Source organism: Sphingomonas plantiphila (assembly GCF_046000505.1).
GTDB classification, from domain to species: Bacteria; Pseudomonadota; Alphaproteobacteria; order Sphingomonadales; family Sphingomonadaceae; genus Sphingomonas; species Sphingomonas plantiphila.
The window spans coordinates 1,967,767-1,992,499 of sequence record NZ_JBELQC010000001.1 but is presented as its reverse complement, the minus strand read 5'-3'; the positions used below and the strand labels follow the sequence as shown (position 1 = coordinate 1,992,499).

At 62.9% G+C, this 24,733-nt stretch carries 22 protein-coding genes and 1 tRNA gene; 8 read left to right on the top strand and 15 right to left on the bottom strand.

The annotated features are described in order from the left end of the window. Window positions 1-13: 13 nt before the first annotated feature. From hslU to ABS767_RS09395, 6 genes are all read right to left on the bottom strand, one after another. Window positions 14-1,306 (bottom strand): ATP-dependent protease ATPase subunit HslU, encoded by a 1,293-nt coding sequence (hslU, locus tag ABS767_RS09420; RefSeq protein WP_408078095.1) that lies wholly within the window; start codon window positions 1,304-1,306, stop codon window positions 14-16. 34 nt (window positions 1,307-1,340) lie between these two features. Beyond that, window positions 1,341-2,468, bottom strand: coding sequence for an FAD-dependent oxidoreductase (locus ABS767_RS09415; protein ID WP_408078094.1), 1,128 nt, complete (start codon window positions 2,466-2,468; stop codon window positions 1,341-1,343). Window positions 2,469-2,506: 38 nt separating this feature from the next. Further along, window positions 2,507-3,970, bottom strand: coding sequence for an MORN repeat-containing protein (locus ABS767_RS09410; RefSeq protein WP_408078093.1), 1,464 nt, complete (start codon window positions 3,968-3,970; stop codon window positions 2,507-2,509). Window positions 3,971-4,062: 92 nt separating this feature from the next. Further along, window positions 4,063-4,611 (bottom strand): ATP-dependent protease subunit HslV, encoded by a 549-nt coding sequence (hslV, locus tag ABS767_RS09405; RefSeq protein ID WP_408078092.1) that lies wholly within the window; start codon window positions 4,609-4,611, stop codon window positions 4,063-4,065. A 120-nt stretch (window positions 4,612-4,731) separates the two neighbouring features. Beyond that, window positions 4,732-5,145, bottom strand: coding sequence for a holin family protein (locus ABS767_RS09400; protein WP_408078091.1), 414 nt, complete (start codon window positions 5,143-5,145; stop codon window positions 4,732-4,734). Between the two features lie 44 nt (window positions 5,146-5,189). Beyond that, window positions 5,190-5,732, bottom strand: a complete 543-nt coding sequence (locus tag ABS767_RS09395) for a glycoside hydrolase family 108 protein (RefSeq protein WP_408078090.1) — start codon at window positions 5,730-5,732, stop codon at window positions 5,190-5,192. Window positions 5,733-5,883: 151 nt separating this feature from the next. Between ABS767_RS09395 and ABS767_RS09390 the strand changes: the two genes are divergently transcribed. The 4 genes from ABS767_RS09390 (at window position 5,884) to ABS767_RS09375 (ending at window position 9,216) form a co-directional block, all read left to right on the top strand. Next, on the top strand, window positions 5,884-6,654 hold the full coding sequence (locus ABS767_RS09390; RefSeq protein WP_408078089.1) for a TlyA family RNA methyltransferase: 771 nt from the start codon (window positions 5,884-5,886) through the stop codon (window positions 6,652-6,654). 108 nt (window positions 6,655-6,762) lie between these two features. After that, window positions 6,763-7,614: a formyltetrahydrofolate deformylase gene (purU, locus tag ABS767_RS09385; protein WP_408078088.1), complete on the top strand. Its 852-nt coding sequence runs from the start codon at window positions 6,763-6,765 to the stop codon at window positions 7,612-7,614. 134 nt (window positions 7,615-7,748) lie between these two features. Further along, window positions 7,749-7,823 (top strand) — tRNA-Glu (locus tag ABS767_RS09380). A 163-nt stretch (window positions 7,824-7,986) separates the two neighbouring features. Then, window positions 7,987-9,216, top strand: coding sequence for a tyrosine-type recombinase/integrase (locus tag ABS767_RS09375; RefSeq protein WP_408078087.1), 1,230 nt, complete (start codon window positions 7,987-7,989; stop codon window positions 9,214-9,216). 245 nt (window positions 9,217-9,461) lie between these two features. Here ABS767_RS09375 and ABS767_RS09370 read toward each other — a convergent pair whose 3' ends face one another. From ABS767_RS09370 to traA, 5 genes are all read right to left on the bottom strand, one after another. Next, window positions 9,462-11,570: a DEAD/DEAH box helicase gene (locus ABS767_RS09370; protein WP_408078086.1), complete on the bottom strand. Its 2,109-nt coding sequence runs from the start codon at window positions 11,568-11,570 to the stop codon at window positions 9,462-9,464. Next, the gene (locus tag ABS767_RS09365) at window positions 11,570-12,499 is read right to left on the bottom strand and encodes a HamA C-terminal domain-containing protein (protein WP_408078085.1); all 930 of its coding nucleotides are present in this window, start codon (window positions 12,497-12,499) and stop codon (window positions 11,570-11,572) included. The genes ABS767_RS09370 and ABS767_RS09365 overlap by 1 nt, the downstream gene beginning before the upstream one ends. 459 nt (window positions 12,500-12,958) lie before the next feature. After that, window positions 12,959-14,662: a hypothetical protein gene (locus ABS767_RS09360; protein WP_408078084.1), complete on the bottom strand. Its 1,704-nt coding sequence runs from the start codon at window positions 14,660-14,662 to the stop codon at window positions 12,959-12,961. Window positions 14,663-15,056: 394 nt separating this feature from the next. After that, entirely contained in the window at window positions 15,057-16,334 is a 1,278-nt protein-coding gene (locus ABS767_RS09355) for a hypothetical protein (protein ID WP_408078083.1), read from the bottom strand. A gap of 179 nt (window positions 16,335-16,513) precedes the next feature. Continuing rightward, window positions 16,514-19,417 carry a Ti-type conjugative transfer relaxase TraA gene (traA, locus tag ABS767_RS09350; RefSeq protein ID WP_408078082.1) on the bottom strand — a complete coding sequence of 968 codons (2,904 nt, stop codon included), beginning with the start codon at window positions 19,415-19,417 and terminating at the stop codon, window positions 16,514-16,516. Between the two features lie 171 nt (window positions 19,418-19,588). Here traA and ABS767_RS09345 point away from each other — a divergent pair, with 171 nt between their 5' ends. From ABS767_RS09345 to ABS767_RS09335, 3 genes are read left to right on the top strand one after another with little or no spacing between them, the layout of a single operon-like run. Continuing rightward, entirely contained in the window at window positions 19,589-19,909 is a 321-nt protein-coding gene (locus ABS767_RS09345; RefSeq protein WP_408078081.1) for a conjugal transfer protein TraD, read from the top strand. A 19-nt stretch (window positions 19,910-19,928) separates the two neighbouring features. Then, on the top strand, window positions 19,929-20,153 hold the full coding sequence (locus tag ABS767_RS09340; RefSeq protein WP_408078080.1) for a conjugal transfer protein TraD: 225 nt from the start codon (window positions 19,929-19,931) through the stop codon (window positions 20,151-20,153). A 7-nt stretch (window positions 20,154-20,160) separates the two neighbouring features. Beyond that, window positions 20,161-20,319, top strand: coding sequence for a DUF6771 family protein (locus ABS767_RS09335; RefSeq protein ID WP_408078079.1), 159 nt, complete (start codon window positions 20,161-20,163; stop codon window positions 20,317-20,319). Between the two features lie 26 nt (window positions 20,320-20,345). On the opposite strand, the gene ABS767_RS09330 is transcribed toward ABS767_RS09335, so the two are convergent. From ABS767_RS09330 to ABS767_RS09320, 3 genes are all read right to left on the bottom strand, one after another. Then, a complete protein-coding gene (locus ABS767_RS09330) occupies window positions 20,346-21,248 on the bottom strand; it encodes a HEPN domain-containing protein (protein ID WP_408078078.1) in 903 nt (300 codons plus the stop codon). 68 nt (window positions 21,249-21,316) lie between these two features. Further along, window positions 21,317-21,589: a sigma factor-like helix-turn-helix DNA-binding protein gene (locus ABS767_RS09325; protein ID WP_408078077.1), complete on the bottom strand. Its 273-nt coding sequence runs from the start codon at window positions 21,587-21,589 to the stop codon at window positions 21,317-21,319. Beyond that, window positions 21,586-22,485 (bottom strand): ArdC family protein, encoded by a 900-nt coding sequence (locus tag ABS767_RS09320; RefSeq protein WP_408078076.1) that lies wholly within the window; start codon window positions 22,483-22,485, stop codon window positions 21,586-21,588. Before ABS767_RS09320 ends, ABS767_RS09325 begins: the two co-directional genes overlap by 4 nt. Before the next feature lie 776 nt (window positions 22,486-23,261). Between ABS767_RS09320 and ABS767_RS09315 the strand changes: the two genes are divergently transcribed. Further along, window positions 23,262-23,474, top strand: a complete 213-nt coding sequence (locus tag ABS767_RS09315) for a helix-turn-helix transcriptional regulator (protein ID WP_408078075.1) — start codon at window positions 23,262-23,264, stop codon at window positions 23,472-23,474. A 277-nt stretch (window positions 23,475-23,751) separates the two neighbouring features. Here ABS767_RS09315 and ABS767_RS09310 read toward each other — a convergent pair. Then, a protein-coding gene (locus ABS767_RS09310) for an IS5 family transposase (protein WP_408078074.1) occupies window positions 23,752-24,509 on the bottom strand; the annotation gives its coding sequence in 2 pieces (ribosomal slippage) (window positions 23,752-24,188 and window positions 24,188-24,509; 759 coding nt in all). Window positions 24,510-24,733 lie beyond the last annotated feature (224 nt).

Genomic DNA, 24,733 nt, shown 5'->3' with positions numbered 1-24,733 from the left:
CCGAAGGTGGCCGTCACAGCACGTAGCGGCTGAGATCGGTGTTGCGGGCGATGCTGGCGAGTTGGCGATCGACATAGGCGGCATCGACCACCAGCGCCGATCCCGAGCGATCCTCGGCATCGAAGCTGACTTCCTCAAGCAGCTTTTCCATCACCGTTTGCAGGCGGCGGGCGCCGATATTCTCGACCTGGCCGTTCACCTCCGCGGCGATGCGGGCAATGGCGCGGATCGCGTCATCGGTGAAGCTGACGTCGACCCCCTCGGTGCCGATCAGCGCGCGATATTGTTCGGGCAACGACGCCTTGGTGTCTGACAGGATCGCGACGAAATCATCCTCGGTCAGACCCTTGAGCTCCACCCGGATCGGGAGGCGGCCCTGAAGCTCGGGGAGCAGGTCGCTGGGCTTGGCGACGTGGAATGCGCCTGATGCGATGAAGAGAATATGGTCGGTCTTCATCGGCCCGTATTTGGTGGCGACGGTCGTCCCCTCGATCAGCGGAAGCAGGTCGCGCTGGACGCCCTCGCGGCTGACGCTGCCGCCGCGCACGTCGCTGACCGCGATCTTGTCGATCTCGTCGAGGAAAACGATGCCGTTGGCTTCGGCATCGGCCAATGCGACGCGGGCGACATCGTCCTGATCGAGGCGCTTGTCGGCCTCCTCCTCGACCAGCTTCGCCCAGGCGGCGTGGACGTTCATCTTGCGGCGCTTGAGCTGCGGCCCGCTCAGGCCCTTCATCATCTCGCCAAGGTTGATCATCTGCGGGCCCGCGCCCGGGACGTCGAACGGCATGCCGCCCGACGCCTCGACCTCGATCTCGACCTCCTTGTCGTCGAGATGCCCCTGGTTCAGGCGTTCGCGAAATGCTTCGCGCGTGGCCTGCGAACTGTCCTTGCCGGTCAGCGCGTCGAGCAGGCGGGTCATCGCCGCGGCCTCGGCCTTGTCCTTGACGGCGTTGCGGCGGCGTTCCTTTTCGAGGCGGATCGCTTCCTCGACCAAGTCGCGGGCGATCTGTTCGACGTCGCGGCCGACATAGCCGACCTCGGTGAACTTGGTCGCCTCGATCTTCACGAACGGGGCGTCGGCGAGCTTGGCCAGACGGCGGCTGATCTCGGTCTTGCCGCAGCCGGTCGGGCCGATCATCAGGATGTTCTTGGGCGTCACCTCGTCGCGCAGCTCGGCCTTGAGCTGCTGGCGGCGCCAGCGGTTGCGCAGCGCGACGGCAACGGCCCGCTTGGCTTCCTGTTGTCCGATGATGTGGGCGTCTAGAGCGGCGACGATCGCCTTGGGGGTCAGGGTGTCATTCATAGGCTGGCGCATTTGGGCGTGGCGGCGCCCGACTTCAACTGCACCGGAAGCCGGAGAAGAGTCCGTTCATCGATGTCAGGATGTCGGCAATGTCCTGTGGCTGGGGCGTAGGGTCGGCGACGTGCTTTTCATAGGTGCCACCGACGACGATGCCGTCAGCGCGCGGAAACATGTACCCGGCGGCACCGTTATAGGCGTAGCGCACCTCCGGCTGGGGTAGCAGGATCGCGAGCTGGCCGCGGATCGGGTAGAGCGACGCGTCGCCGAACAGCGCGCCGGCGCCGAGGCCGGTGCAGTTGAACACCAGCCGTTCGGGCAATGCCGCCACCTCCGCCGCTGCGGCGAAGCGGCGCACGACGAAGCGGCCTCCCGCGATCTGGATGTCGCGCGACAGGGTGCGCAGAAAGCGCCCCGTCTCGACATACATCGTCTGGTAGCGGGCGACGCTGTCGAGCGCGAAGGGATGCTCGCTGCGATCGAGGATGCGGAAATCGGGCATGTGCGGCCCACCGCGGCTGCCGCCGCCGACATAGGTCGGGAGCCAGTGGATGCCATATTCGTCGCCGGCCATGATCTGGAAACGGCGGACGCTGTAGTCATAGGCGGCGTCGAGCTGGGCGCGCCATTCCGAGGTCACCGCGTCTGAATCGAAATGCCCATAGGCGTGGATCTGCCCCCCGGCGATGTTGGACGTGGTATGCGGTGGGAGTTGTTCGGCATAGAGGGTGACGGGATACCCCGCCTCCTGCACCAGCCGGGCGGTGGTGAGCGCCACCACCCCCGCGCCGAGCACCGCGACCGGCCCGCGATGGCCCGGCAGCCCTAGCGCGGTTGCGAGGCGCGACGTGCCCCAGCTGAGCGTGATCCCGGCGCCGCCATGGCCGTAGTTATGAACCAGCGCGGTCTCGCCCAATGCCTCACGCTCGACGCGAAAGCCCGCCGGGCGGAACGGGCGCAACCCCGCGACGGTGCGGATTACGCGGTCTGCGGAGGCATGCACGGGCGGCAGGCACGCACTGCGCGCCGCGGTCGTGCGGGTGGAGGTGGTGGCGCAGCCCGAGGCCAGCAATCCGCCCGCGGTGACGCCGAGCATCCCCCGCCGCGACAGCCGGTCCGCCGCGAATGGCGGGGCGGAGGGCGTCACGTCGAGCTCGATCGGCATCGGCGCGGAGACTCTCTCTCGAATCCCGGTCAGGTACCTCATTGGCAGGATGCCGTATCGCCCGGCTTGGGCTTTTCGCCCAACAGCGCGCCGCAGCCGCACGAGCGCACCGGTCGGCAGATCTTGGCGATCCGGTCGAGCTTGGCCTGACGTGCCTGTGCCTCCGCGGCTGCCGCTTCGCGGGTCAGCCGGTCGCGTTCGGCCTTCTGGCGTGCAGCGAGCGCGGCGAGCGCGGCGCGGTCCTGCTGCTCACGGCGTACCCGTTCGGCGGCAAGCGCATCGATTTCGGCCTGGACTTCCCGTTCACGCGCGGCGACCCGTTCCAGGAAGGGCGCGGTGGCGGTCCCCTGCCAGGCCTTGCAGCGCGGCAGCTGCCGCAATCGCGCCCGCTCCATGCTTAGGAGCTGTTCCTTTTCGCTCTTGCCCGATTTGGTGTCGATCACGGCAAGACAGGCCTTGAGCACGCAGCTGCACTCGCGCTCCATCTCGCGGTCCTCGCGTTTAAGGCTCGATGCGGCGCTCTTCTTTGCGCCGGCAAGCGTGGTGGCCTTGCGGTCCGCGGCGGTCGCCACAATGCGCTGTCTCTCGGCCAGGGCCTCCTTCTGCTCCGCCTCGCGCGCGGCGACGGCCTTGGCCGCCGAACTGGCGATGCTCGGCGTCTCGGCGCCCTTGCCTTTTTCGCGGGAGCAGATCGCGGGCGCAGCGCCACCCCCGCCGCACACGCCGATACCGGTCGCCTGATTGCCGTCGAACTGACCCATGAAGACGCTGCCGTCGGGCTGGACCAGCCGGCCGAAGCCGATGCGGCCCTGCTGCCCGTTCTTCATGCGCCCGAACTCGCCGATATAGGTCGAGCCGTCGGGGTAGCTCGCCCGGCCGCTGACCAGCGTATCGCCTTTGACCTGTCCCAGAAACCGGACGTCGCCGGGAAAGGCGATCTGGCCGACCACGGCGCGCGGCGGACCCCGTTCGATATCGCTATCCAGGCTGTAGGCGAGTTTGACCTCGTACGGCAGCGGGCCGGTATAGGTGCCGCCGGCCAGCTGGATCGGCGCCGAGGTCTGCGACAGCGACCATTCGCCGCCGCGACGGCGCTTGGTGAGGAAAGCGATCGCCTGGGCGGTGTTTCCCTGATTCGCATTGCCCTGGACGGGATGCGAGGACGACCATTGAAACCCGCCGCCCATTTCGGTGCCGAGATAGGCGAAATTCTCCCCGCTCTCGACGTTGAACAGGTAAGTCATGCGGCCGCTGCGGTTGTTGCAGCCGGTCAGCCGGACCACCGCGGTCCCCGGCCAGAGATCGGCGACATAATAGACCCTGGTCCGGAACGGGACCGGCGACGCGTCGCCGATCGCGATCTTGGCGCATTTGGTGAAATCCTTGTCCATCGAGACGTAGAATTTCGCCGGTGCCGGAAGCTGCGACGGCGGATCGACCTGTGCCCGGATCGAACTCCCCGCAAACAGCAGCGCCACCAGCGCCGCGATCCATGTCGTCAAACCCCTCACATCGCCCCTCTCAGATCCGCCACTGCCGCAACAGTGGCGCAACCCGGACGAAAAGTCGAACCGCACTCCCCGGTGCGGGCCGGTCAGACGGCGTCGAGCGTTTCCACCGTAAGCCGGTCGTTGGTGTAGACGCAGACCTCTGCGGCGATGCCCATCGCCTTGCGGCACAGGACTTCGGCATCGGCCTCGTAGTCGACCAGCGCACGCGCCGCGGCGAGCGCGTAGTTGCCGCCCGATCCGATCGCGGCGATCCCCGCCTCGGGCTCCAGCACATCGCCATTGCCGGTAATGATGAGGGTAATGTCCTTGTCCGCGACGATCAGCATCGCTTCGAGATTGCGGAGATATTTGTCGGTGCGCCAGTCCTTGGCCAGCTCGACCGCGGCGCGCATCAGTTGTCTCTGGTGCCGTTCCAGCTTCGCCTCGAGCCGTTCGAACAGGGTGAAGGCGTCGGCGGTCGCGCCGGCAAAGCCGGCGATGACGCTGCCATCACCCAGCGGGCGCACCTTGCGCGCATTGGGCTTCATCACGGTATGGCCCTGGGTCACCTGGCCGTCGCCGGCGATGACCACCCGACCGTTGCGGCGCACGGAAAGGATCGTCGTGCCGTGCCACTTGATTGAATCGCTCATGCCCCGGCATATGGGGAAGGGGCCGTGGACTTGCCAAGGCCCCTGCCCGAACGACGCCGCACGCCGGCGGAAAGTGACGAAGTTTCGCGCAACGCGCGTCATCCTGTCAGCTTTGCCCGATCATTTTTCGACGCCCTTGATCTTTCCCCATTGGCGCGCGGCGGTGTAGCCGAGATAGCCGGTGCCGAAGAGCGCGTAGAGCGGCTCGGGCAGCCCGGCGAGATAGGCGTTCATGCCATTGGCGATGCCCTGCGCCATGTCGGGCGCGACCGCGCCGATCAGCCCCATCGGGATCGCCCAGAGCAGCAGCGCATACATGACATAAAGGAAGCTGGGGCGCGCGCGGCTGGTCCACGGGTCGGACGACTGCGCCTCCGCGACGATCGCCGAGAGCTGGGTGCGCACGCGCTCCAGCTCCTGCGTCCCTTCGAGCTTGATCAGTTCGAGCTTGGCGGCGTCGCGCGCCTTGGGATCGGGAATGATCTTGTCGATCAGGCCCGCGATCGGGCCGATCAGTCCTTCGAGGATGCTCATGGGGTTCTCCTGAATCGCTTGCAAAATTGACTGAAGGATGCGCCCTATGAACCGATCCGGTTCGCGAGCCAGCCATAGAGGAACGCCTCGTTGGCGGGGCGGGATTCGGCGAGCGAGAGATAGCGCTCGCCCTGAAGCGCCTCGACCGCCTTGAGCAGCACGCGCTCCCCGGCCGGGCCGCGCGTGTCGAGAAAGGCGGCGAGCGCGGCGAGCGTGACAGGTCCGACCGCGCCGTCGACGGCCATGTCGGGATAATCCCTGCCGTTGCGGTTGAGGCCGTTGAGCGCGCGCTGGAGGAAGCGCGCTGCGACCCCCGGCCCCATGTTGACGCCGGTGTCGAACAGCTCTGCGGCGAGCGCGGGTGCGCGCTTCGCGATCTGATCGAAGCGCGGACGCAGCCAGTAGAGGCGACGATAGATCGCCGCAGCTTCGTGGCGCGGAAACACGCGCATATCGCCCGAATAGCCATGCGCGCGCGCGACGGGCTCGGTGACGCCCCAGCGCGTCGGGCCGCCGCGATCGGCGGGATGGTCGCTATAGCCACCCTCCCGCGCGATCACCTCGTCGATCAATTGGTCGATAGTCATTGGCCACTCCTCCTGACCGACTCGATATAACCTATATGGTTCGCTGTAGGAAAGCGATGCTTTTTGCTGGATCGTGCTGGCTGGCGCGCGGGCGGGTCGGAAGCTGGGTCCCCGCTTTCGCGGCACTGACGTTCACGGTAGAGCGTCGCCCATGGCAAAGTCGCGACCCGATCAATTGCTCGTCGAACGCGGACTGGCGGAGAGCCGGACGCGCGCGCAGGCGCTGATCCTCGCCGGACTGGTGTTCAGCGGCGATAAGCGCGTCGACAAGCCCGGCCAGCCGATCGCGCCCGACGCGCCGCTGACGGTCAAGGGACGCGACCATCCCTGGGTGTCGCGCGGCGGGGTGAAGCTGGCGCATGCGCTCGACCATTTCGGGATCGATCCGGCGGGCATGGTGGCGATCGACGTGGGATCGTCGACCGGCGGCTTCACCGATGTGTTGCTGACCCACGGCACGACGCGCGTCTATGCGGTGGACAGCGGCACCAACCAGCTCGCGTGGAAGCTGCGCCAGGACGACCGCGTCGTGGTGCACGAGCAGACCAGCGCGCGCGTGCTGACCCCGGCGCACATCCCCGAGCCGGTGGATATCGTGGTGTGCGACGCGAGCTTCATCGGCCTGTCAAAGGTGCTGGAGCGGCCTTTTGCCTTTGTCCGTGAAGGGGCGTGGGTGGTGGCGCTGATCAAGCCGCAGTTCGAGGCGGGGCGCGGCGAAGTCGGCAAGGGCGGCGTGGTGCGCGACCCCGCCGTGCATGAACGGGTGTGCGCCGAGGTGGTGGCGTGGCTGGAGGGCGCGGGCTGGAGCGTCGCAGGGGTGACGACGAGCCCGATCACCGGGCCGGAGGGGAATGTCGAGTTTCTGGTCGCGGCGCGGGCGGGTGTTGCCGGAGAGTTTGTCGCGGACATGGCGGAAGGCTGAGCGTCGGACCGCTTGGGCGGAGGCGGCCGAGGGGGTTTTCGTTGCGGGGGCGTCCCCGCCTTTCTATCAGGTGCGCGAACCCTGTCCCGCCTGTTGCCACGAGGCCCGATGACCCAATCGCATATCCTGACGCTCAGTTGTCCCGACCGGCCCGGCATCGTCCATGCGGTGACCGGCATCCTGTTTCGCCATGGCGGCAATATCCGCAGCTCGCGCCAGTTCGAGGATCCCGAGACGGGGCTGTTCTTCCTGCGCATCGTATTCGCGACGGCGGCGGGTGGCGATTCGATCCGCGCCGAAATGGCGGCGACCGCAGCGCAGTTCGACATGGACTGGCGGCTGGTCCCTGCCGACCGGCGGATGCGGGTGCTGATCCTCGTCTCGAAGTTCGACCATTGTCTGGGCTATCTTCTCTATCAGCAGCGGATCGGGGAGTTGCCGATGGAGATCGTCGGCATCGCGAGCAATCATCCGCGCGACGCGCTGCGCGTGGCGATCCCCGACGATATTCCGTTTCATCATCTCCCGATCACCCCGGACACCAAGCCCGCGCAGGAAGCGCAGATCAAGGCGCTGGTCGAGGACAGCGGCGCGGAGCTGGTGGTGCTGGCGCGCTACATGCAGATCCTGTCGGACGATCTGGCCGGGTTCCTGGCCGGGCGGTGCATCAACATCCACCACAGCTTCCTGCCAAGCTTTAAGGGCGCGCGGCCCTATCATCAGGCGCACAAGCGCGGGGTGAAGATGATCGGCGCCACCGCGCATTACGTCACCGCCGACCTGGACGAAGGCCCGATCATCCATCAGGCGACCGAGCCGGTCACCCATGCCGACACGGCCGAGAGCCTGGTGCGCAAGGGCCGCGACATCGAAAGCCATGTGCTCGGCCGCGCGGTCGCCTGGCATGTCGAGCATCGTGTGCTCGCCAATGGGTCCAAGACGGTGGTGTTCGGCGACTGAGGCGTCTTCGACCGGCCGCGACCGCGACCGCCGCATCGCGCGCGCGCAACGGCCTGCTCAAAACCCGGCAGCTTGCACGACAAAGGGCCTTGACCCGCAGCCCGGCTTTGCCTAACCGGCGCCCTCGCCTTCACGGCCCCTTCGTCTAGCGGTTAGGACGCGGCCCTTTCACGGCTGAAACACGGGTTCGATTCCCGTAGGGGTCACCAGGCTGCCTTCCCAAGGCATCCCAAAACGTGCCGTAAACGGCTGTTTTCTACGGTTTTTTGTGGTACAATCATCCCAGTCGGATCGGTGAAAAGCCACTCCATACCAACAATCTGATGGTATATCTGATGGCACGACGCCGATCGCTTCGATGGAGATACCATCATGGCGTTGTCGGTTGTGGCGATCAAAGCGGCCAAGAGTCGCGACAAGGCGTACAAGCTCAGTGACAGCGACGGGCTCTACCTGCTGGTGACGCCTGCGGGCGGCCGCTACTGGCGGATGAACTACCGTCATCTCGGTAAGCAAAAGACTCTCGCTTTTGGCGTATGGCCCGAGACCGGGCTCGCCGAGGCGCGCGCCGAACGTGACGCGGCACGGAAGGTTCTGGCGCGCGGCGATGATCCAGCCGAGCGGATCAAGCTCGATCGCATCGCAGCGGCTGTGGCGGCTTCGAACAGCTTTCAGGCTGTGGCCGATGAGTGGCTCTCCAAGGTCGAAAAGGAAGGACGTTCACCGGTCACGATGAAGAAGCTGCGCTGGCTGCTGGGGTTTATCAACGCAGCGATCGGCAAGCGCCCCATCGCCTCGATCTCCGCGCAGGAGCTTTTGCTGATGCTTCGAAAGATGGAGGGCAAAGGCCGCTACGAGACCGCCAAGCGGCTGCGCAGCACCTGCTCGCAGGTGTTCAGATACGCCATCGCGACGGCGCGAGCCGACCGCGATGTCGCAAGCGACCTGCGCGGCGCGCTGATCGTCCCGAAGCATGTTCATCGCGCCGCTATCACGACACCCCGAGAGGCCGGAGCGCTGCTGCGTTCGATCGAAGCGTTCAAGGACAGTGCGAACGTCCACGCGGCTTTGCGGCTATTGCCGCATGTGTTCGTGCGCCCCGGCGAGCTACGCTTCGCCGAATGGGCTGATATCGACCTCGACAAGGCCGTCTGGACCATCCCGGCGCACAAGACAAAGATGCGGCGCGCTCACAGCGTCCCCCTCTCCCGCCAGTCGCTCGCGATTCTTCGCTCGATCAAGCATGACGCGGACAATAGCGGCTTCCTGTTCCCCTCACGGACATCGGCTGATCGACCGATGTCGGAAAACACGATCAACGCCGCCCTACGCCGAATGGGTTATGCTCAAGACCAGATGACTGGACACGGTTTCCGGGCGATGGCTGCAACCCTGCTCAATGAAATGGGCCTGTGGCACGCTGACGCGATCGAGCGACAGCTCGCCCACTGCGACAACAATGCCGTCCGTCGAGCCTATACACGCGGTGAGTATTGGGACGAGCGCGTGCGCATGATGCAGCACTGGTCCGACCACCTCGATTTCCTCCGCGATGGTGCGACTGTGCTCGCGGGCAAATTTGCGCGGGCGAAACCCTCTTAGCGCAGCGATGCTTGTCTAGCGGGAGCAGCCGGTCGTCCGCCATCAACTCGCCGGCCTGACGGCTATGCGCCGCCCCATTCCGGTCATTCGACGATCGTCGCTCGGTTCGGGTAACCCGTCGTTCGTTCATGTCCCGGCAGAGGCATTGATAGGTGGGTAGGTCAGCCCGCTTTCGGGTAGCGGTCAATCTAACCTGCCGTCCGCTATGAGACGGGCTGAGGGACGAGGTCCAAGTCGCGGCAGAACTACGCCGTCGTCGAAGACGTGTCGTCCGGCGTTATGCCGTTAAAGAAGAACTTGAGGATGTATCGGTCGAACGCCGTCAGGCCTTGGACTTCGAGTGCGGCGTCAAGACCCTTGCTGCGGAAGAGATCCAGCGCGCTCCTGAGATCGAGATCGGGCTGCGAGAAATCGATGTAGCGGGCCTTGTGGAGCTTGCGCGAGATCATCCGAGGAAGGCCGTACTCCTCAAGATTGTGCACAGCCGGAGGCAGAAACGCATGGCTCACCTTTCCTAGGAAGCCGCCGATGTCCACGGCCGGGTTCACAATCATCTTATGGAGCTCATTGATGTCGCTCAGAAGGGCGGAGAGCTTGAACGTGACTGTCCTCTCGAGCTGAAAAAAAGCTTCGATATCGATTCCTACGCCGGACAACTGCCCGAGCATCGTCGGCATGTCGGTCGTCCAATTAGCCGCGAGGGCCTTGACCACAGCGACAACGCGGCCATGAGGAGCGTCCCATCCCGAGGGCTTGAGGGCGATCACCTTGTAAAGCATTCGCTCCCAGTCGGGGGGATTGTTCGAATTCAAATAGCCGAAACCGTTCCAGTCCTCGGGGTGGTCCTTCATGTCACTGGCCGTCTTGAGCAGGAAATCTGCATCGCTGTCTTGCAGCAGGTTGTCCCTCTTGATCCGCGCCAAATTGTCAGCACCGACGATGTCGGAGAGCTGACGCTTGTACTCAATAATCCTTTCGATCTGGCGTTCGGTGAGGCTTTCACGGTCTTGGGTCTCGTCAAGGCTTCCTAAAAGCGATTCCGGAAAATCGATCTGGAGCTGCGTATCCTCCTCCTTTGGTGGCGAATCCAAAAGGTAGATGTGGCCCACGAAGTGCTTGAACATGCGGCCGCCTCGACCGATGATGTTCTTGTATGTGAAATCTTTCAGGTTGGTCTGCCCAAGCTTGCTTTTCCAGATCACGACGTTTTGGGCGGATGTGTTCACGCCCTCGATGATCGAAGATGTCGAGATTATGCTGTCGAACCCTTTCTCATGCTCGAACAGCAGAACCTGAAGCTGGCTGAGGCACCTGTGCATTCGGCCGTTGTGCACGCCGACACCTCGCTCTACGAGGTCAGCCAACACCCAGTCTTGCTGATAGTTTTCTCGGAGCCACCGAGCGAAATGGCTGGTGTGAGGTCGATCGATCTTGTCCAGGCGGGCAACGACGAGCTCAGCGACCTTTCTTATCTCTGTGTATGTCCCGGCGTAGATGAGCGACTTCTCTTTCCGCGGCGATATGATCGACAGCAGGGCCTCGGACTTCCTCTGCGCATCCCCGCCAATCTCCTTGTAGATCTCGTGCTTTTCGAGAAAGACGGTGTTGAAATCCAGTAGCTCTAGGAACTCCATATCCCGCGTAAAAACGTTGTCCTGCAGCTTCTTAATGTTCGGCGCTAGGTAGTAGCGCTGCTCTGCTCGGCGAGAAAGCTGGACGATCGCCTTAATGAGTGACGGCGCCCGCTCCTTATCGTGAACGATGCTCGCCTTGTAGAACTCGTCGATGACCAAGAGATCTATCTTCTTGAGCTTCTGGATGTAGCCGAAGGCGCGCTCTTGCGGAAAAATCAGGATGTTCCGCGCTTCGAGCGGGGTGTCAGGCGCGGTGATGATGCCGTAATGACGCGAAAATTTCTTGTACAGGCGACGTCGGGTCTCGTCCATCAACGCGATTGTGGGTACAATGATCACGACGGTGTCCGGTCGCTTCGCCGCGATGAACGCGTCGATGATGAAGCTCTTTCCAAAGCTCGTCGGGGCACTTACGGCGATGCTCCTGCCATCGAGAAGCTTCGAGAGGACCGTGGACTGCTCGCGGTGCAATGTGGCGGTCCGATTGCCGACGTCGACGGCGAACGCCTCATGGACAAACTTTTGATCCCATGACGCAGTCTCAAGCTGCAGATACGGGAACAGGCCCGCCGTCCGGATCAGCTGGTTCAGAACCTGAGGGTATGGGGTACTGCTACGGTCGAGATCGCCTAGAAGCCGTATCAGCATGTTTCGCGCAGCCAGATCGTTGCCGCCTTCGATGAGGTCGTTCACTTCGGAACATGCGGCGAAGACCTCCATCACGCCGCTCCCTTGAAGTAGGAGACCGCCCCGAGGAAGGTCTCGACGATCGCCTTCTTGTCCGGAACTGGGAAGAGGATCAGATGGAATTGGATGTCGCTATACCGGTGGACCTTGGATGACCCGGCTATCTGCCTTGAAAAATAGGCTTCGGCTCGCTCCCTATGATGGGCAGAGATCGCGTTCCGATACTCGTCCGAGAGCTGGACGCATTTAGCTGTTTCGGCGCACTGATGGAGAATGAGGATCGGAACGTGAATCTTCGGCTTCAGATGATCGATCGACACCTGGCTGCTGAGCGCCGCCTTAATCTTCGCTCTCAAGGGCTCGGAAAGAATCAATTTGTCGATATCGGAGACGTTTGTGATAATGGTGTTCTCTTTCTTAAGCTTGCCCGTGTCGAGGCTCGCGTAGACTGAGTTAACGACCGCATCCAAACGCGCGTCGACGATTGAATTATAGAATTTCGCTTCGCCGAACCACAGAGTGAAGTCCTCTCCATCCTCGCTGATAACGATGTGGACGCTGTCGGCGCCTTTCGCATTGTCTTGAACGTTCTGCTTGTAAAATATCTTGGGTACGACCGGCAGCGCCCCGAAATGATTCTTCATAATTCCGTAGAGGAAGACCTCCGCTATCTCGCTCCCCTGACCAACTTCGTCCTTGTCGGTAAGCCTAAGATTTCGAGCGGCGGCCACGAGTGCCGAGTGGCTCTGATCCGCCAAGGCAAGTCGTTCCCGCTCGGAGAGCGCGGTCTGAGCAATGTTATCCCATAGATAACTCTGGAAACGGCTGCCGAGCCAATTCCCGTCCTCGAAGTCGTTTACCATGCTGAGGACGCGCTTGTTTAACATCACCTTTAGCTGGGCGACATTCGTGATCTTCGACAGTGATTCGTCTATGAGTGTCTCAAAGGTGATGCTGGTCATCCGGCGGAGCACCCTTGACCAGGTTGAAAGAAGACAATGAAGCCTGTGTCTAAAGGATTGACCATCTGCTGCATCAAGAAAAGCGCCAGCCCCCAATCGCCCTACCTCCGGCTCCCAAGAAAAGGATTGGGTGTCAAGCATGCTAGGTGGGACCACTTGCATCGCAGTTCCTCATCGATGTCGTCCGGAAATTCAATGGCGGGCACTGCGTAAGAACAAACATAGAACGAACCATTGGTCAAGCTTCTGCTGCACAGATTTCGGGTTCGCTTCGCGTACCGGTCCGACAGGATGAAAGACATCGCCGGGGCTACCAGCGCCGGCACACCCTCCGCATCTTGCCAGCTTGGTCGCATACGGCGTGCAGCCGCAAACAAGCCGCTCACCTAATTACAGCACGAGAGAGCGACGGCGGGCGTCGGCGGGCGGCCTCTCGAGCCGGGTCGACCGAAACAGATGTTATCCGTCCGACGCTGCCGGATCCTTCAGACTGATACCAAGCGCCGCAATCCGACGCGCTCGGAGCGGCGATTTCGCGGCGATACGCCGGAGCGCGGCCGTGGCCGCCTCGGTTATGCCAGCCGACACCTGTTCGCCTGAGCGGCCCATTTGCAAAAGCGTCTGGATCGCCGGCTTCATCACCTCACCCGTCAGCGACTCGAACATCCGCTCGAAATCGTCTTCCGAGCAGCGCGCCATCACCAGAATGTCGGCACGATCCCAGCCGCGACGCGTGCCGAGCGCCCGCAGGACGTCCATCGGCTCGCGTGCGTCAAGGTGCCGCGCCGCGCGCTCGGCGAACGCATCGCGCAGGCCGTCGTCCAGCTGGTCGTCGCGGGTGAAGTGGTGGCTGCCGATGTCGAAGAACTCGGGCCGCTCTCGGTCATGTGCGGCGACGTAGTGCCGGACCAATGTGTCCGCCTCGCTGCCGCGGTTGTTCTCCCGCAGTAGTCGGATGGCGCTGTTAATGTTGAGCGGCGAGATCCACTGCGCCTCCGCCGTACCCGCGTCGCGCAAGGCGTCAAGGAAATCGTCATCTCCCGTGACAAGCGAGCCGTGATACATGTCCTGCCACACGCGGGAGAACTCGCCGCCGCGCTGGTTATGGCGGTGGCGCTCTTGGGCCTCCGCGGCCGCCGCAGCGAGCAGCTCCTCGTGGAAGTAGCCTGCCGCCGCTCCCTCAATCACGACACGGTCGAGATCGTCGGCATGCGCGAACGGGTAGTCTCCGATTGCCTCTTGCCAGCGCTGCTCATCCGCGTCGGGCTGCCTGTCCTGCAAGCGCATGAGGTAGGCGACACTGTTGTATTCACGCACGAAAGAAAGCGGCGGGGCGGCGGACGGCTGCTGCACCGACCAGCTCGCCAGCACCAGCGTCGTCACGGCCTGATCGACTACGCTGACATCGCGGCCATCGAGCAGTTCGGCCAGACGGCGCGCCAGCCTGGCAGTCTTCACAATGACCCGAATGTTCGTGATGCCTAGCGACACGCTGCGCACACGCAATAGCCTGGATAGCTCGTCATCTTCGCGCAGAGCAATTGCGGCGGCCTCCGCAGCAGTAGGCGCGAAAAGCAGCGTCAAGTCGGCGACCTTTTCGATCTGGTCCGCGAACTCGGCGGCCTCACCCCCAAGACGCTCATCGTTCAGCAGCAGTACGACCTTGCAGCCCCGTTCCTCCTTCAGGAAGGATGACAGCCCCAATACGTCGCGGATGGCCAGCCCGGGACCCGCTCGTTCCAAGTCGTCAAGGCAGACGAGCTGGTTGCGGACAAGCAGGAAGGCCGAACGGTAGATGGCGCCCGCCACACCCTGACCTTTAAAGAAAGGAAGCACAATTTCGAGTATTGGCCGGGCCTTGCGACCCGTGGCTATGCCTCTTGTCAGCAAAGTCTGAAACGTATCCGCGTCGGCACCGGCGATGGCATGCTCATGGTCAACGGTGTTCTCGAACACCGCAAACCGCAAGTCGTCTAGCGAGTTTAAGCCGAACAGCGACACGTAGGAGTAACCGGGCATAGCTAGTTGGCCAGCCGTGATCGCATCGGCGAGGTGGCGCTTCCACGCAAAGGTTTTGCCGACGCCCCATCGCCCGCGGATGCAAAGCACTCCCGGCTCAGCACTCGCCAGGAACCGCGCAATCTCCACCGCCACCAAATTCATAGTTTGCTCTCCGGCCAGTTCATCACCAACATAGTTAGCGAAGTGCCGCCACGCGACACATGGCATGCAAGCAAATTACGTCGCGGTGATGCGATCTGGAGTGCCGGTTGGTTACGCGAGAATTGCTTGCAACGCGGTGTTTCAGTCGGCTTTCGCTTCTCTCAAAGGTTAAGTTTCCAGCCCGCAACCAGCACAGCCCTGGCAGCGTGGCGTATCTGCATAGATGTCATCTATCCGGGTTCGGCCAGCTAGACCTGTTGCCAAAGGCTTTGCACGTCCCGCTTGCGTTGCACCGCGATGCCCAATGGCAAAGTTCGTTGCCCCTCCGGACGCAAAGCTCGGGCGTTTTTGACCGTGAAGTCGACCCGCGCCATTGCTGTCGTCCTCCGGTTCCTCAAAAGCGCTCGCGTTGCTTATTTTTGTTCAAGGCGAGTCTCCGGTCCACCAATTTTCGCTTTCGGAGTAGGGCCTCGTCCGTTCTGGGGAGGTCAACATACGCCAGAAGCGCTTCATGACTATCGAATGCGCGGCCATGGAAGATCCAGTGCAGGATGTGGCGAGTGAATATCTCGCGTAGGACCTGACTTTGCTCCATGAAGGCATCTCCGTGCCCGCGAGCGTGGACATGCTCGTTACGAAGTCGGGAGATATGGCCGAGTTGCCACCGCGTTAGGTGATGATCAGTGTCGGAAAACGTGGCTCGATCTATGACCTTTTGATTAGACCGATCTTTGTTCCAATCCTCCACATAGATTTTCTCTAGCGCCGTCCAGAATCGAAGAAGCCGGTGGTTCCCTTCTTGCGCCTCGAAGGCATCCTGCGAAATTTGCAGGGCAGGTACGAGGACGTGCTTAAGCGGATGCTGGGAAAGCGCGGACAGGGCTTTTCTCGTAAACGGCACGACCTCAAGGTATTTTTCCAGACCAGGGTGCGGCGCGTTCCACGCCGCCTCGTCGTAGTTCGGATCATACCAAATGCGGTTTTCGCCGAGGAATTTGCGATCTTGATACACGAATTGAAAAGGACCCATTCGCAGCTGACCCGCCCTCCAGTTGCTGCCCGACATGATTGTCCAACTGCCTCGAGTTTGGTAGATGTTCATCAAGGCCATGAGCAAGTTGAGTGCGTCCAGCATCCGATCGACCGCATCATCTTCTTTGCGTTCGCGGCAGCTCAAAATGACGTAAGCGGACCGAGCCGGAGCATCGGGGGCGACATCTCCGATGTCGGAGTTGTGGAATGGGTCTAGCCGAAGCCATCTCGGCAATTGCCCGCAAAGGCGGATCGAAACGTCGCCCCACTTGAAGTTCAAGGCTTGGGTCCGGTCTATCCCGTAGATCCTGATTTTCGTCCACAGGGTGAATTCCTTCGGCTGAACAGCACGGTTTAGCCGATGAATCTCTTCGGCCCGCGCGATGAGGGCGTCAGCTGTTAGAGGGCCTTTGCGGCGGCAATCGTAAAGCGCGTTGCGAAAGATCCGAATGACAGCTGGCCGTTTTAGAGGCGGTTTGACAGTGAAGGCGTCGGGAAGCATTTCCTCGAAGTTGGCGAATGCTCGAATGGACGGAAAGCTGATCCCGCCTTCAACGACTTTCGTCATGCTTTCGAACAGGTCGAAAAACTCCTGCAATTGTTCGTTCGATACCAACTTGGAATTGCGATTGATCGGCATAGGGCATCCAGACGATTGCGACGGCAGGGTGACTACAGAAGGGTGCGGCGTGCGATTCGACAGTAACGCTGGCCAAAGATTGCGGCCAGATCGAGCCCTCAATCCGATGTCCGCTATCGGGCACTAGTCTTTTAACGTTGGATGGCCGGCATTAGGGCGCAAAGCTGACCTGATTGCCTTCATCGACCGATACCGCGATCCCGGCCCCGCCCAAAGTCGATGCCGTGGTTGAATGCCAGCTCTGCACCCAGCCTCCGCCCGGTCTCAACCGTGATACCAAGCTGGGCCTTCCGAACGGATAGGATCGACTCCATCTGCGGGTCGCGCTCAAGGCTTCGCGCCATCCCCGCCATCGCGTTCTGCGCGGACTTCCGTCCCGCGAGATCACCCGCCACGTATGCGCGCTGGGCCTGGGCGGTGAGCGTCTTCCATCGCTCGACGAACTGGTCAGCGCGTCGGGCCGGACTCGTGCGAAGCTCAGCTTCAAGCTGCATCGCCTGGTTGGTTCGCCTGAAGTCGCCGCCCGCCACTTCGCGGGCAAGCCCCCGGTCCTTCTTGTAGGCGTTTTCGAGGTCGACCGACGCTTGCTCGGTGATCCCATTTAAATCCTTCCGCGCCTCCCGAATTTCCTGCACCTGCCCGGGGGTGGTGGCGTCACCCTTGTCGAAGCTCTCGAAAATGCTGACCACCGCGCGGGCGTGACGCTGGACGATCTTCCTGCGCGCTTGTCGCGCTTCGTCTTCAGTCGTCTTTGCAGGCTCAACAGGCCGTTGGACAGGTAGCCGCAGTCCCTCGAACATGCCGCGCACCTTTTCCGGCACCCTGCGCGCCAGTTCGGCGACGCGATCGCGGAACGTGATTCCACGCCGTTCAGCAAACTGGCTCTCCGGCTCGCGGGCATAGTCGCTCGCCATATCCTTGGCGCGCTCGCGCGACAGCGTGCGAACAAGCCTGCCCTGATCCGCGAAGTCGTCTTGCCCATAGTGTAGATCGACATGGTCGCAATGACGAGATAGCGCAACATACGCCGAGTGGCTGTCCATACCCGGTGTCGCGAGCACATGGGTGCGATCGACCGTCATGCCCTGCGCCTTGTGGATTGTGGCGGCATAGCCGTGATCGATGTTCGCATAGTCCTTGATGTCGAACGCGATCGAGCGGCCATCGTCGAGCTGCACCGCCATGCGCACTTGGCTCGTGCTTTCTACCGTGCCGAGCGTTCCGTTCTTCACGCCAAGGTCGCGCTCGTTCCTCAGGAACATGATCCGGTCGCCCCGCGCAAACGCGCGCGGCCCGCGCGCGGTCGCGAGCATGACGTCGTCGCCAAGCGCGCCCGCGATGCGCAGTCGATCGCGGGCAGCGGTGTTGAGTGCCTGAACCTCATCGCGCGTGTGGGTGAGGATAATGCGCGAAGCGTCTGGATTGGCCGCCCGGTCTCGATCCCAACGATCGATCAGCGCGTCGCGCGCCTCGTCTCGCGTCGGGGCGGCGTGCACGGCGTTATGCTCGTCGTAGGCGCGGATCGCTTCGCCAGTGCAACCGGTGGCAAGGTGCCGGGTCGCATCGCGCTGCCAGTCCTCGCGCTGGCGACGAACCTCAGTGATCTCGACGCTGCCATGCCGCTCGGCAATCGAGCGAAACGCGGCTCCCGCCTCGATCGCCTGAAGCTGCTCGGGGTCTCCTACCAATACGACCTTCGCGCCGCGCTTCTCGGCTTCCGATATCACGCGGTTCATCTGACGCGAGCCGATCATCCCGGCCTCGTCGACTACCAGAATATGGTTGTTCGTGAGCAGGTCCCTGCCCTGCTCCCATTGGTGCTCGATCGAAGCGATCGTGCGCGATGCGATCCCCGAACCGCTTTCGAGATTCTCGGCGGCGATGCCGGATAGGGCGAGTCCCTGCACCTCGTAGCCAGCGCCGCTCCACGCGTCGCGCGCGACACTCAACATGGCTGATTTGCCGGTGCCGGCGTAGCCGGTGACTATGGCCAGATCGTGTGGTGTTGTTACGTGGTCGAGAGCGGCCTTCTGCTCCCCCCCGAGACCAAGGCCGTTACTCTTGGCGGCGATGATGGCTTCGTTCAGCGTCGTCGTCGGGAGACTATGGCTTTCGCGATTGGCAAGGCGTTCAGCGCGGCTCATTAGGCGTTGCTCGACTTCGATCATCGCGCGCGATGTGAACCGGTCCTCGCCACGCCCGTCCTTGCCCAGCGCGACAAGATCGGGCGAGGCACGGATCGCGCCCATCGCCTGGTCGAACTGCTGCTTGCCGTCGCTGTGACGGTGGATGAACCGCGCAAGGTCGCGCGTCGTGAATGTGGCCTGCTGGTGGGTGATCGCATCGAGCGCGATCTCCGGATTGGCAATAATCTTGTCGCCATTGGCGCGGGCGATTTCGAGGTGCTCGGCGGCGCGCTCGGACTCCAGGCCCTGCGCCGCCATACGCGACGCTGCCGGTCCGATCTTGTGCTGCGGCTCAAGGTCGATGCCCTGCGCTTCCAAAGACCGGTGATCGATCCGCGCATCGACATCCAGTTGGGCAAGCCGCTCGTTGACGTGCTCGCTCCAGCGCTCGCGCCATTTTTCCAGCAGATCGGTGCGGTTCCAGTCGCGGTTCTTTTTGCCGAACCCCTCCTCGTCAACCTCCCGCATCGTGAGCATCACATGCGCATGCGGCTTTGCCAGACCGTCCGCTCCGATATCCCAATGCACGTTGAGATCCGCGACCATCCCGCGCTCGACAAACTCGTCGCGCACGAAGTCGCGGGCCAGCTCGATGCCCTGTTCCTTGGTCATCTCGCGCGGAATCGCGAACTCGATCTCGCGCGCCAGCTGGGCGTCCTTGCGCAGCTCGGCGGCCTCGACCGCGTTCCAGAGCTGCTCGCGGTCCGCGAGATGCTCGGGCGCACCGTCCGGCAGCATCACCTCGGAATGGACAACGCCTGCCTTGTTGGAGAAGTCGTGATGCCGGTCGAGTCGCTCATCGTGCAGCCGTGAAGCCGAGCGATAGGCGGCGGACGCCAGCGCCGATGATCCAGCAGCGCGCGAGATGACTTTGGCCGAGAAATGGTAGATCGCCATGACGGCAATCCACTTACACTTCAGAAGCGACGTCGGCACGACGTATAAGCGCGCCCTCCAAAGAATTCATCTTTCTCGGGAAATAGTTGTCCCAAGATATTTCACGACGTTTGCGCTGATCGACGCAGTACCTAACTGACACTTTCCACGATGACAATTGAGGAAGGTGTCATGCGACAACCCCGCGACTATGATTCGGAACTGAGGGCGCTCGATGAGAAGGCAAGGCTGCTCAAGGAGCGCCGGTTGCGCCAGCTCGGCGAGCTTGTCGTCGCGACCGGCGCGGACAGCTTGCCGGTCGAGCAGCTAGCAGGCGTTCTGCTCGCCGCGGTCGAGGCCAATGATGCGGCGACAAAGGAGGGCTGGCGCAAGCGCGGCGCGACCTTCTTTCAAGGCTCACGTAAGGCTCGCGGACGCGCTGGCCGCGACGCGCGCGGCGCTTCGGCGAGTGACGGCAATGCGCAATCGACACAGCGCCAGAATCGCGCGTGAGGACAAGCGGGATTGGGTCGTGAAGCGCCGCGAACGAACGCGCCAGCTCATCGAGCTTGGCGGTCTCGTCGCCAAGGCAGGACTCATCGACCTCACCGACGATGATCGCGCGGTGATCTTCGGCATACTGGTCGATGCGGCAGCCAGCTTACGCAGCGAGGGCCGGGACAAAGCTCTCCTGCTTTGGTGGCGGCGGGGCACGCGCGCCTTCCAGGCGCTTGCTCCCGACCGCGAACCCGCATAGCCCGGCGATGACCGAAGACCTCGAAGTGATGATTCTCGCCTTTCTCAAGCGCGCGCCGGAATGGGTCCGCCGCGACCTGACAGCGAAAGATCAGAGCGCCCGCACCCAGGCTGAAGAAGCGTTCGCTGCGATGCTCGCAGACGCCCTCCGACGCGCTGCATCTTAAACTATTGAGACGCGAGCGCCGCGCGATCAGTCGCGCGGTGCGAGCCGCAGCTCGCAAACGTCGCGAACGGTCTTCTGCAATAGCTCTACGCGCTCCGCGATCCAGTCCAGCTCTTCCGGCGTAATCTTGTAATGCGGCGAGTAGCGCGCGTTCACATAGGCTTGCTGGAGCAGCTCGAAGCAACGCCGCGCGAACTTGGTATCGCGCGGCCACACCGGGATAAGATCGCGCGCGACATTCTCGGCCTGCTCGCGAAGGAAATTGAGTTTGTGAGACTTGGGGCTGTAGAGCGTCAGCACGAGCAAAGTGCAGTGGTAAAGCCGCTCCGAGGTTTGGTGCAAAAGAAATGCCGCGTCGTTGTTCTCACCTTCGGCGATAGCGAAGCGGGCAAGCTTCAAGCCGCTTTGAGTTTTCGGATACCACTGATCAAAATGTGTCTTAGCCTCCGTTTGTGCGGCAGCCGGATCGAGTGGCTTCGGCGAGTCAAACGGATGCCCGTCGAGCTGATACAGCGCGACGCCATCGCGCACGATATCGACGAAAAACGGGCGGCCGCGCGCGAGCTGTTCATTCACATCCTTGAGGCTGTGAACAATGAAATTGACCGGTGCGGAAAGCCGCTTGGCGATCGAATATTCGCGCAGCAAATGGTCGGCGGCTTTGGCCCAATAGTCGAGCGTGTCGGTGAGCCGGTCGTCGCTTACAACGACCAGAATATCATAGTCGGAATAATAGCCCCCGACCGGGTCCTCGACCCAGTCGCCGCGCGCATAGGACCCGTACAGGATCACCTTGAGGATGCGCCCCTGCTTCTTCCACTTCTGGGTGGCGAGCGCGGTCGCGTCCTCGAACTCGGCAAACAGTATCTGCACGATGCGTTCCAGCTCGCGCTGCTTGGCCGATGGAAGATGGTCGAGGCTGGTCTGCATGCGAGCATCCTAACGCCATGAAGTTGCTTGGGACAGCCTCGCCGACCAACCCGGCGAGGCTGCAAAGTTCATCGCTGCCACCTCTCCGCGATCCGTCGCAGGATGCGCTTCCAACACGGGATAGGTCGACCTCTGTCGAGCGCGTCGCGAAGTGCCAGCATGCTCTGGGCGAAATGCCGCTCGACCTGCTCGACACTTAGCCCCGTGCGCTCGGCGATTTCTGCATAGGACAGACCGTCCAACCGGATCGCGAGGAAGATCTCGCGCCGCAGTTTGGGCATGCGCAGCAACCCGGCCTCGAGCCGCTCGATGATTTCAGGATCGGTGGGGTGCTCGCTCATGACAGCGCCTCGCCGGACGGAGCAAAGGCGAGCAGAAAGTCCGCTGCCTTGCTGGCCGCACTCGCCGCGCGGAAGATCGCACGCTCGTCCTCGCGTAGCACGGCGAGCCACGACCCCGCATAATCGGCATGCCGAACGGTCGGCCGGATCGCCAGCGACGCACAGGCAAACGCGCTTGCCATCTCGGCGACCAGTTCCTCGCGGGCATAATCGGCACTGCCGAACCCGCCGCGCTGGTTGCGGTTCAACCGGCTGCTGTGGCCGGTCCAATGGCCAAGCTCATGCAGCGCGGTGCGATACCAGTTGATCGGCTCGCCGAACGCTGCCTGCGGCGGCACCGCGACATAGTCACCGCCCGGCGAATAATAGGCCTCGCCCCCGCCAACCCGAAAGTCCGCACCGCTGGCTTCGATCAGGCTGCGAACCTGCGGCAGGATATCCGCCTCGGCCGGAACTTCGGTCAGATCGGTCAACCGCTCGGGCAAACCCTCGCACTGCGCGACATTGAACACCGTGAACCGCTTCAGGAACGCCAGCTGCCGCGCCTCGCGATCCTCATCGCGTGCGCGCTCCGCCTCGTCCTTCGGGGTGAAACGATCGGCATAACAGACGGTCCTTCCCCGCTCGCCCTTGCGGACATTTCCACCCGCCGCCTGGGCTTGCCGGTAAGTCAGCCAGCGCTGCGACGCATAGCCACCCTCGACTACCGCCGCCCAAAGGATCAGCACATTGATCCCCGAATAGCGCCGCCCGGTCGCTGCATTGGCAGGCATGGTGCACCCGCACGCCGCTACATCCCAAGGCTGCACCCAGGGCAGCCGCCCTTCCTCCAGCTCGGCAATCACCCGCGCCGTCACCTCGGCATAAAGGCTGGCGCGCTCGTTTCCGGTCTTCATGGCTCCTCACTCCTTCCAAACCACCGCAACCGGCGCCGGAATGGCGGGGGTGGGCGGCAGGAGCGGACCGGCGAACCCGCCGATAGAGGCGGGCCGCACCCCCCGGGGTCCCCATTGCGCTTGCGCAATGGGGTGGGCTCGTTGGGCTGGAACGAAGTGGAAGACCCCGGCGCAGCCGGGGTTGCGGCACGCCGCGGCGGGTTCAAAGGGTAGCGACGCCCACCTCCGCCAGATCGATGCCGGAGGCGAACGCCACCGCGCCCCGCGCGGTGACCGCAGCAAATCAGCGCGCAGCGCTACTCAGCTCGAACCGAGCTGCACAAACACGCACTCTCGAAGCCGGACGGCCGTCGTGGCGGCGTGCGCGCGCAACTGTGCGCCAGCCGCCGCCGCGCCCTCCGGCCGGATCGAGTGTACCACGCGAAAAGCAAAGGGCACCGCGGACCCTGGCGGCTTCGCAGAAGTCCGCCAGAGCACGCTCATCAAAAATCGCGTTCCGTTGCCGGGCAGCGCCCGGCCTGCGTCATGCGATCGTGACCCGGAGGGACGAGACGCCGCAGAGCGAATCGGTGCCGCCCAAGCGGCGCAGAGCGCGGTCACGCCACGCGTGAGACGCCCTGACACTTCGCCCCTGGGACAACCAAACTACGCCAGGGCACGTCTTTGGGCGCCACAGGGCCCTTTGCGAGGACTCTCGGATCCCACCCCCTTGCACTGTCGGCTCAATTCCCAATCCTGTTCGCGGGGAGCCAAACCGACGCAGACAGGACCAAGCCATGACCGAGACCCCCGACCGCATCCTCCGCCTGAAGACCGTGCTCGAACGCACCGGCCTCAGCCGCTCGACGATGTACCGCAAGATTCACCAGGGAAGCTTCCCCCGCCAGATCGCCATCAGTACCCGCTGCGCCGGATGGCGCGAGTCAGAGGTAAGTGCCTGGTTGCGGAATCCGATGTTCTTCCACGTCAAAACGGATCTCCCGACGTGACAAGTTGTGGGACGAAGCCGCCATTTGGGCGCTGCCCTCCAACGACGGCTTTCGGTACTAAAGGAGTTTCCGGCAGTCGGTCACATTGCGTTGTCGAACGAGCAAGTCTGGCCGTTAGGCGACTGGCGGGTTTTCAGCGGGAATTGTCGGGAACGGCCGTTTAGATCGGGGTGCGGAGGCGGCATTCCGCTTCTGCCCCACTTGCAGTCATTCCCCGCGCACGCGATACCAGCCGGGTGGACGTGGGGCAGGCCGCCGTAGGGTCAGGACTCATTGGTCATAGCCAGAAGGTGACGGTGGCTGCGAGAGCGATGGCAGAGAAGAAGGCTGTTGGGCACCTGTCGTAGCGGGTGGCGACGCGCCGCCAGTCTTTGAGACGGCCGAACATGATCTCGATGCGGCAGCGGCGTCGATATCGGCGCTTGTCGTATTTGACGGGTAGATTGCGGGATTTTCGACCCGGGATGCAGGGTTGGATGCCCTTCGCCTGCAGGGCATCTTTGAACCAGTCGGCGTCATAGCCACGATCGCCGAGCAGCCACTTTGCCTTTGGCAGATCGTCCAGAAGGGCTGCGGCACCGGTGTAATCGCTGACCTGGCCAGCGGTCATGAAGAAGCTGAGCGGGCGGCCGTTTGCATCAGCGACAGCATGAAGCTTCGTGTTCATGCCGCCCTTGGTGCGACCGATCAGCCGCCCAAGATTCCCCTTTTTATCCGCAGGCTCGATGTCGTGCGGTGAGCCTTCAGATAAATGGCGTCGATCATTACCGTCTTGCACTCAGCGCCCGCGGCAGCCAGCCCCTCCATAATCCTAACGAACACGCCCCTCTCGCTCCAACGCTTCCAGCGATTGTACAACGTCTTGTGTGGACCATAATCCTTCGGCGCATCGCGCCAGCGCAGCCTATTGCGATTGACGAAGACGATGCCGCTCAACACGCGGCGATCATCAACCCGCGGCTTCCCATGGCTCTTGGGAAAGTACGGCCGCAGGCGCTCCATCTGCTCATCCGTCAGCCAGTACAGGTCGCTCATGCCAGTCTCCTCACGGAGCCTGAATCAGATTGCGACCCTCATATCAATGGGTCCTGACCGTAGGTGAAGTGTGACCGCTGGACCGAAAAGCACCACATTGACGCGGCTGGCAGGGCATTAAGATCTGAAAATATCAGACGCGAAGATCTGATTATCTCTCAAGGAGAATAAAGCTTGTCCGTTACTCGCGCCCGAAGCGCAACGTGACAAGCAGCATAACTCCG

What these genes read in the sequence shown, in the direction of transcription:
- ABS767_RS09365 (WP_408078085.1), bottom strand. Translation starts at nt 12,499, where the DNA reads ATGACCAGCATCACCTTTGAGACACTCATAGACGAATCACTGTCGAAG.
- ABS767_RS09335 (WP_408078079.1), top strand. Translation starts at nt 20,161, where the DNA reads ATGACCGAAGACCTCGAAGTGATGATTCTCGCCTTTCTCAAGCGCGCG.
- ABS767_RS09320 (WP_408078076.1), bottom strand. Translation starts at nt 22,485, where the DNA reads ATGAAGACCGGAAACGAGCGCGCCAGCCTTTATGCCGAGGTGACGGCG.
- ABS767_RS09360 (WP_408078084.1), bottom strand. Translation starts at nt 14,662, where the DNA reads ATGAATTTGGTGGCGGTGGAGATTGCGCGGTTCCTGGCGAGTGCTGAG.
- ABS767_RS09355 (WP_408078083.1), bottom strand. Translation starts at nt 16,334, where the DNA reads ATGCCGATCAATCGCAATTCCAAGTTGGTATCGAACGAACAATTGCAG.
- ABS767_RS09345 (WP_408078081.1), top strand. Translation starts at nt 19,589, where the DNA reads ATGCGACAACCCCGCGACTATGATTCGGAACTGAGGGCGCTCGATGAG.
- traA (WP_408078082.1), bottom strand. Translation starts at nt 19,417, where the DNA reads ATGGCGATCTACCATTTCTCGGCCAAAGTCATCTCGCGCGCTGCTGGA.
- ABS767_RS09400 (WP_408078091.1), bottom strand. Translation starts at nt 5,145, where the DNA reads ATGAGCATCCTCGAAGGACTGATCGGCCCGATCGCGGGCCTGATCGAC.
- hslU (WP_408078095.1), bottom strand. Translation starts at nt 1,306, where the DNA reads ATGAATGACACCCTGACCCCCAAGGCGATCGTCGCCGCTCTAGACGCC.
- ABS767_RS09315 (WP_408078075.1), top strand. Translation starts at nt 23,262, where the DNA reads ATGACCGAGACCCCCGACCGCATCCTCCGCCTGAAGACCGTGCTCGAA.
- purU (WP_408078088.1), top strand. Translation starts at nt 6,763, where the DNA reads ATGACCCAATCGCATATCCTGACGCTCAGTTGTCCCGACCGGCCCGGC.
- ABS767_RS09390 (WP_408078089.1), top strand. Translation starts at nt 5,884, where the DNA reads ATGGCAAAGTCGCGACCCGATCAATTGCTCGTCGAACGCGGACTGGCG.
- hslV (WP_408078092.1), bottom strand. Translation starts at nt 4,611, where the DNA reads ATGAGCGATTCAATCAAGTGGCACGGCACGACGATCCTTTCCGTGCGC.
- ABS767_RS09375 (WP_408078087.1), top strand. Translation starts at nt 7,987, where the DNA reads ATGGCGTTGTCGGTTGTGGCGATCAAAGCGGCCAAGAGTCGCGACAAG.
- ABS767_RS09395 (WP_408078090.1), bottom strand. Translation starts at nt 5,732, where the DNA reads ATGACTATCGACCAATTGATCGACGAGGTGATCGCGCGGGAGGGTGGC.
- ABS767_RS09415 (WP_408078094.1), bottom strand. Translation starts at nt 2,468, where the DNA reads ATGCCGATCGAGCTCGACGTGACGCCCTCCGCCCCGCCATTCGCGGCG.
- ABS767_RS09330 (WP_408078078.1), bottom strand. Translation starts at nt 21,248, where the DNA reads ATGCAGACCAGCCTCGACCATCTTCCATCGGCCAAGCAGCGCGAGCTG.
- ABS767_RS09370 (WP_408078086.1), bottom strand. Translation starts at nt 11,570, where the DNA reads ATGGAGGTCTTCGCCGCATGTTCCGAAGTGAACGACCTCATCGAAGGC.
- ABS767_RS09325 (WP_408078077.1), bottom strand. Translation starts at nt 21,589, where the DNA reads ATGAGCGAGCACCCCACCGATCCTGAAATCATCGAGCGGCTCGAGGCC.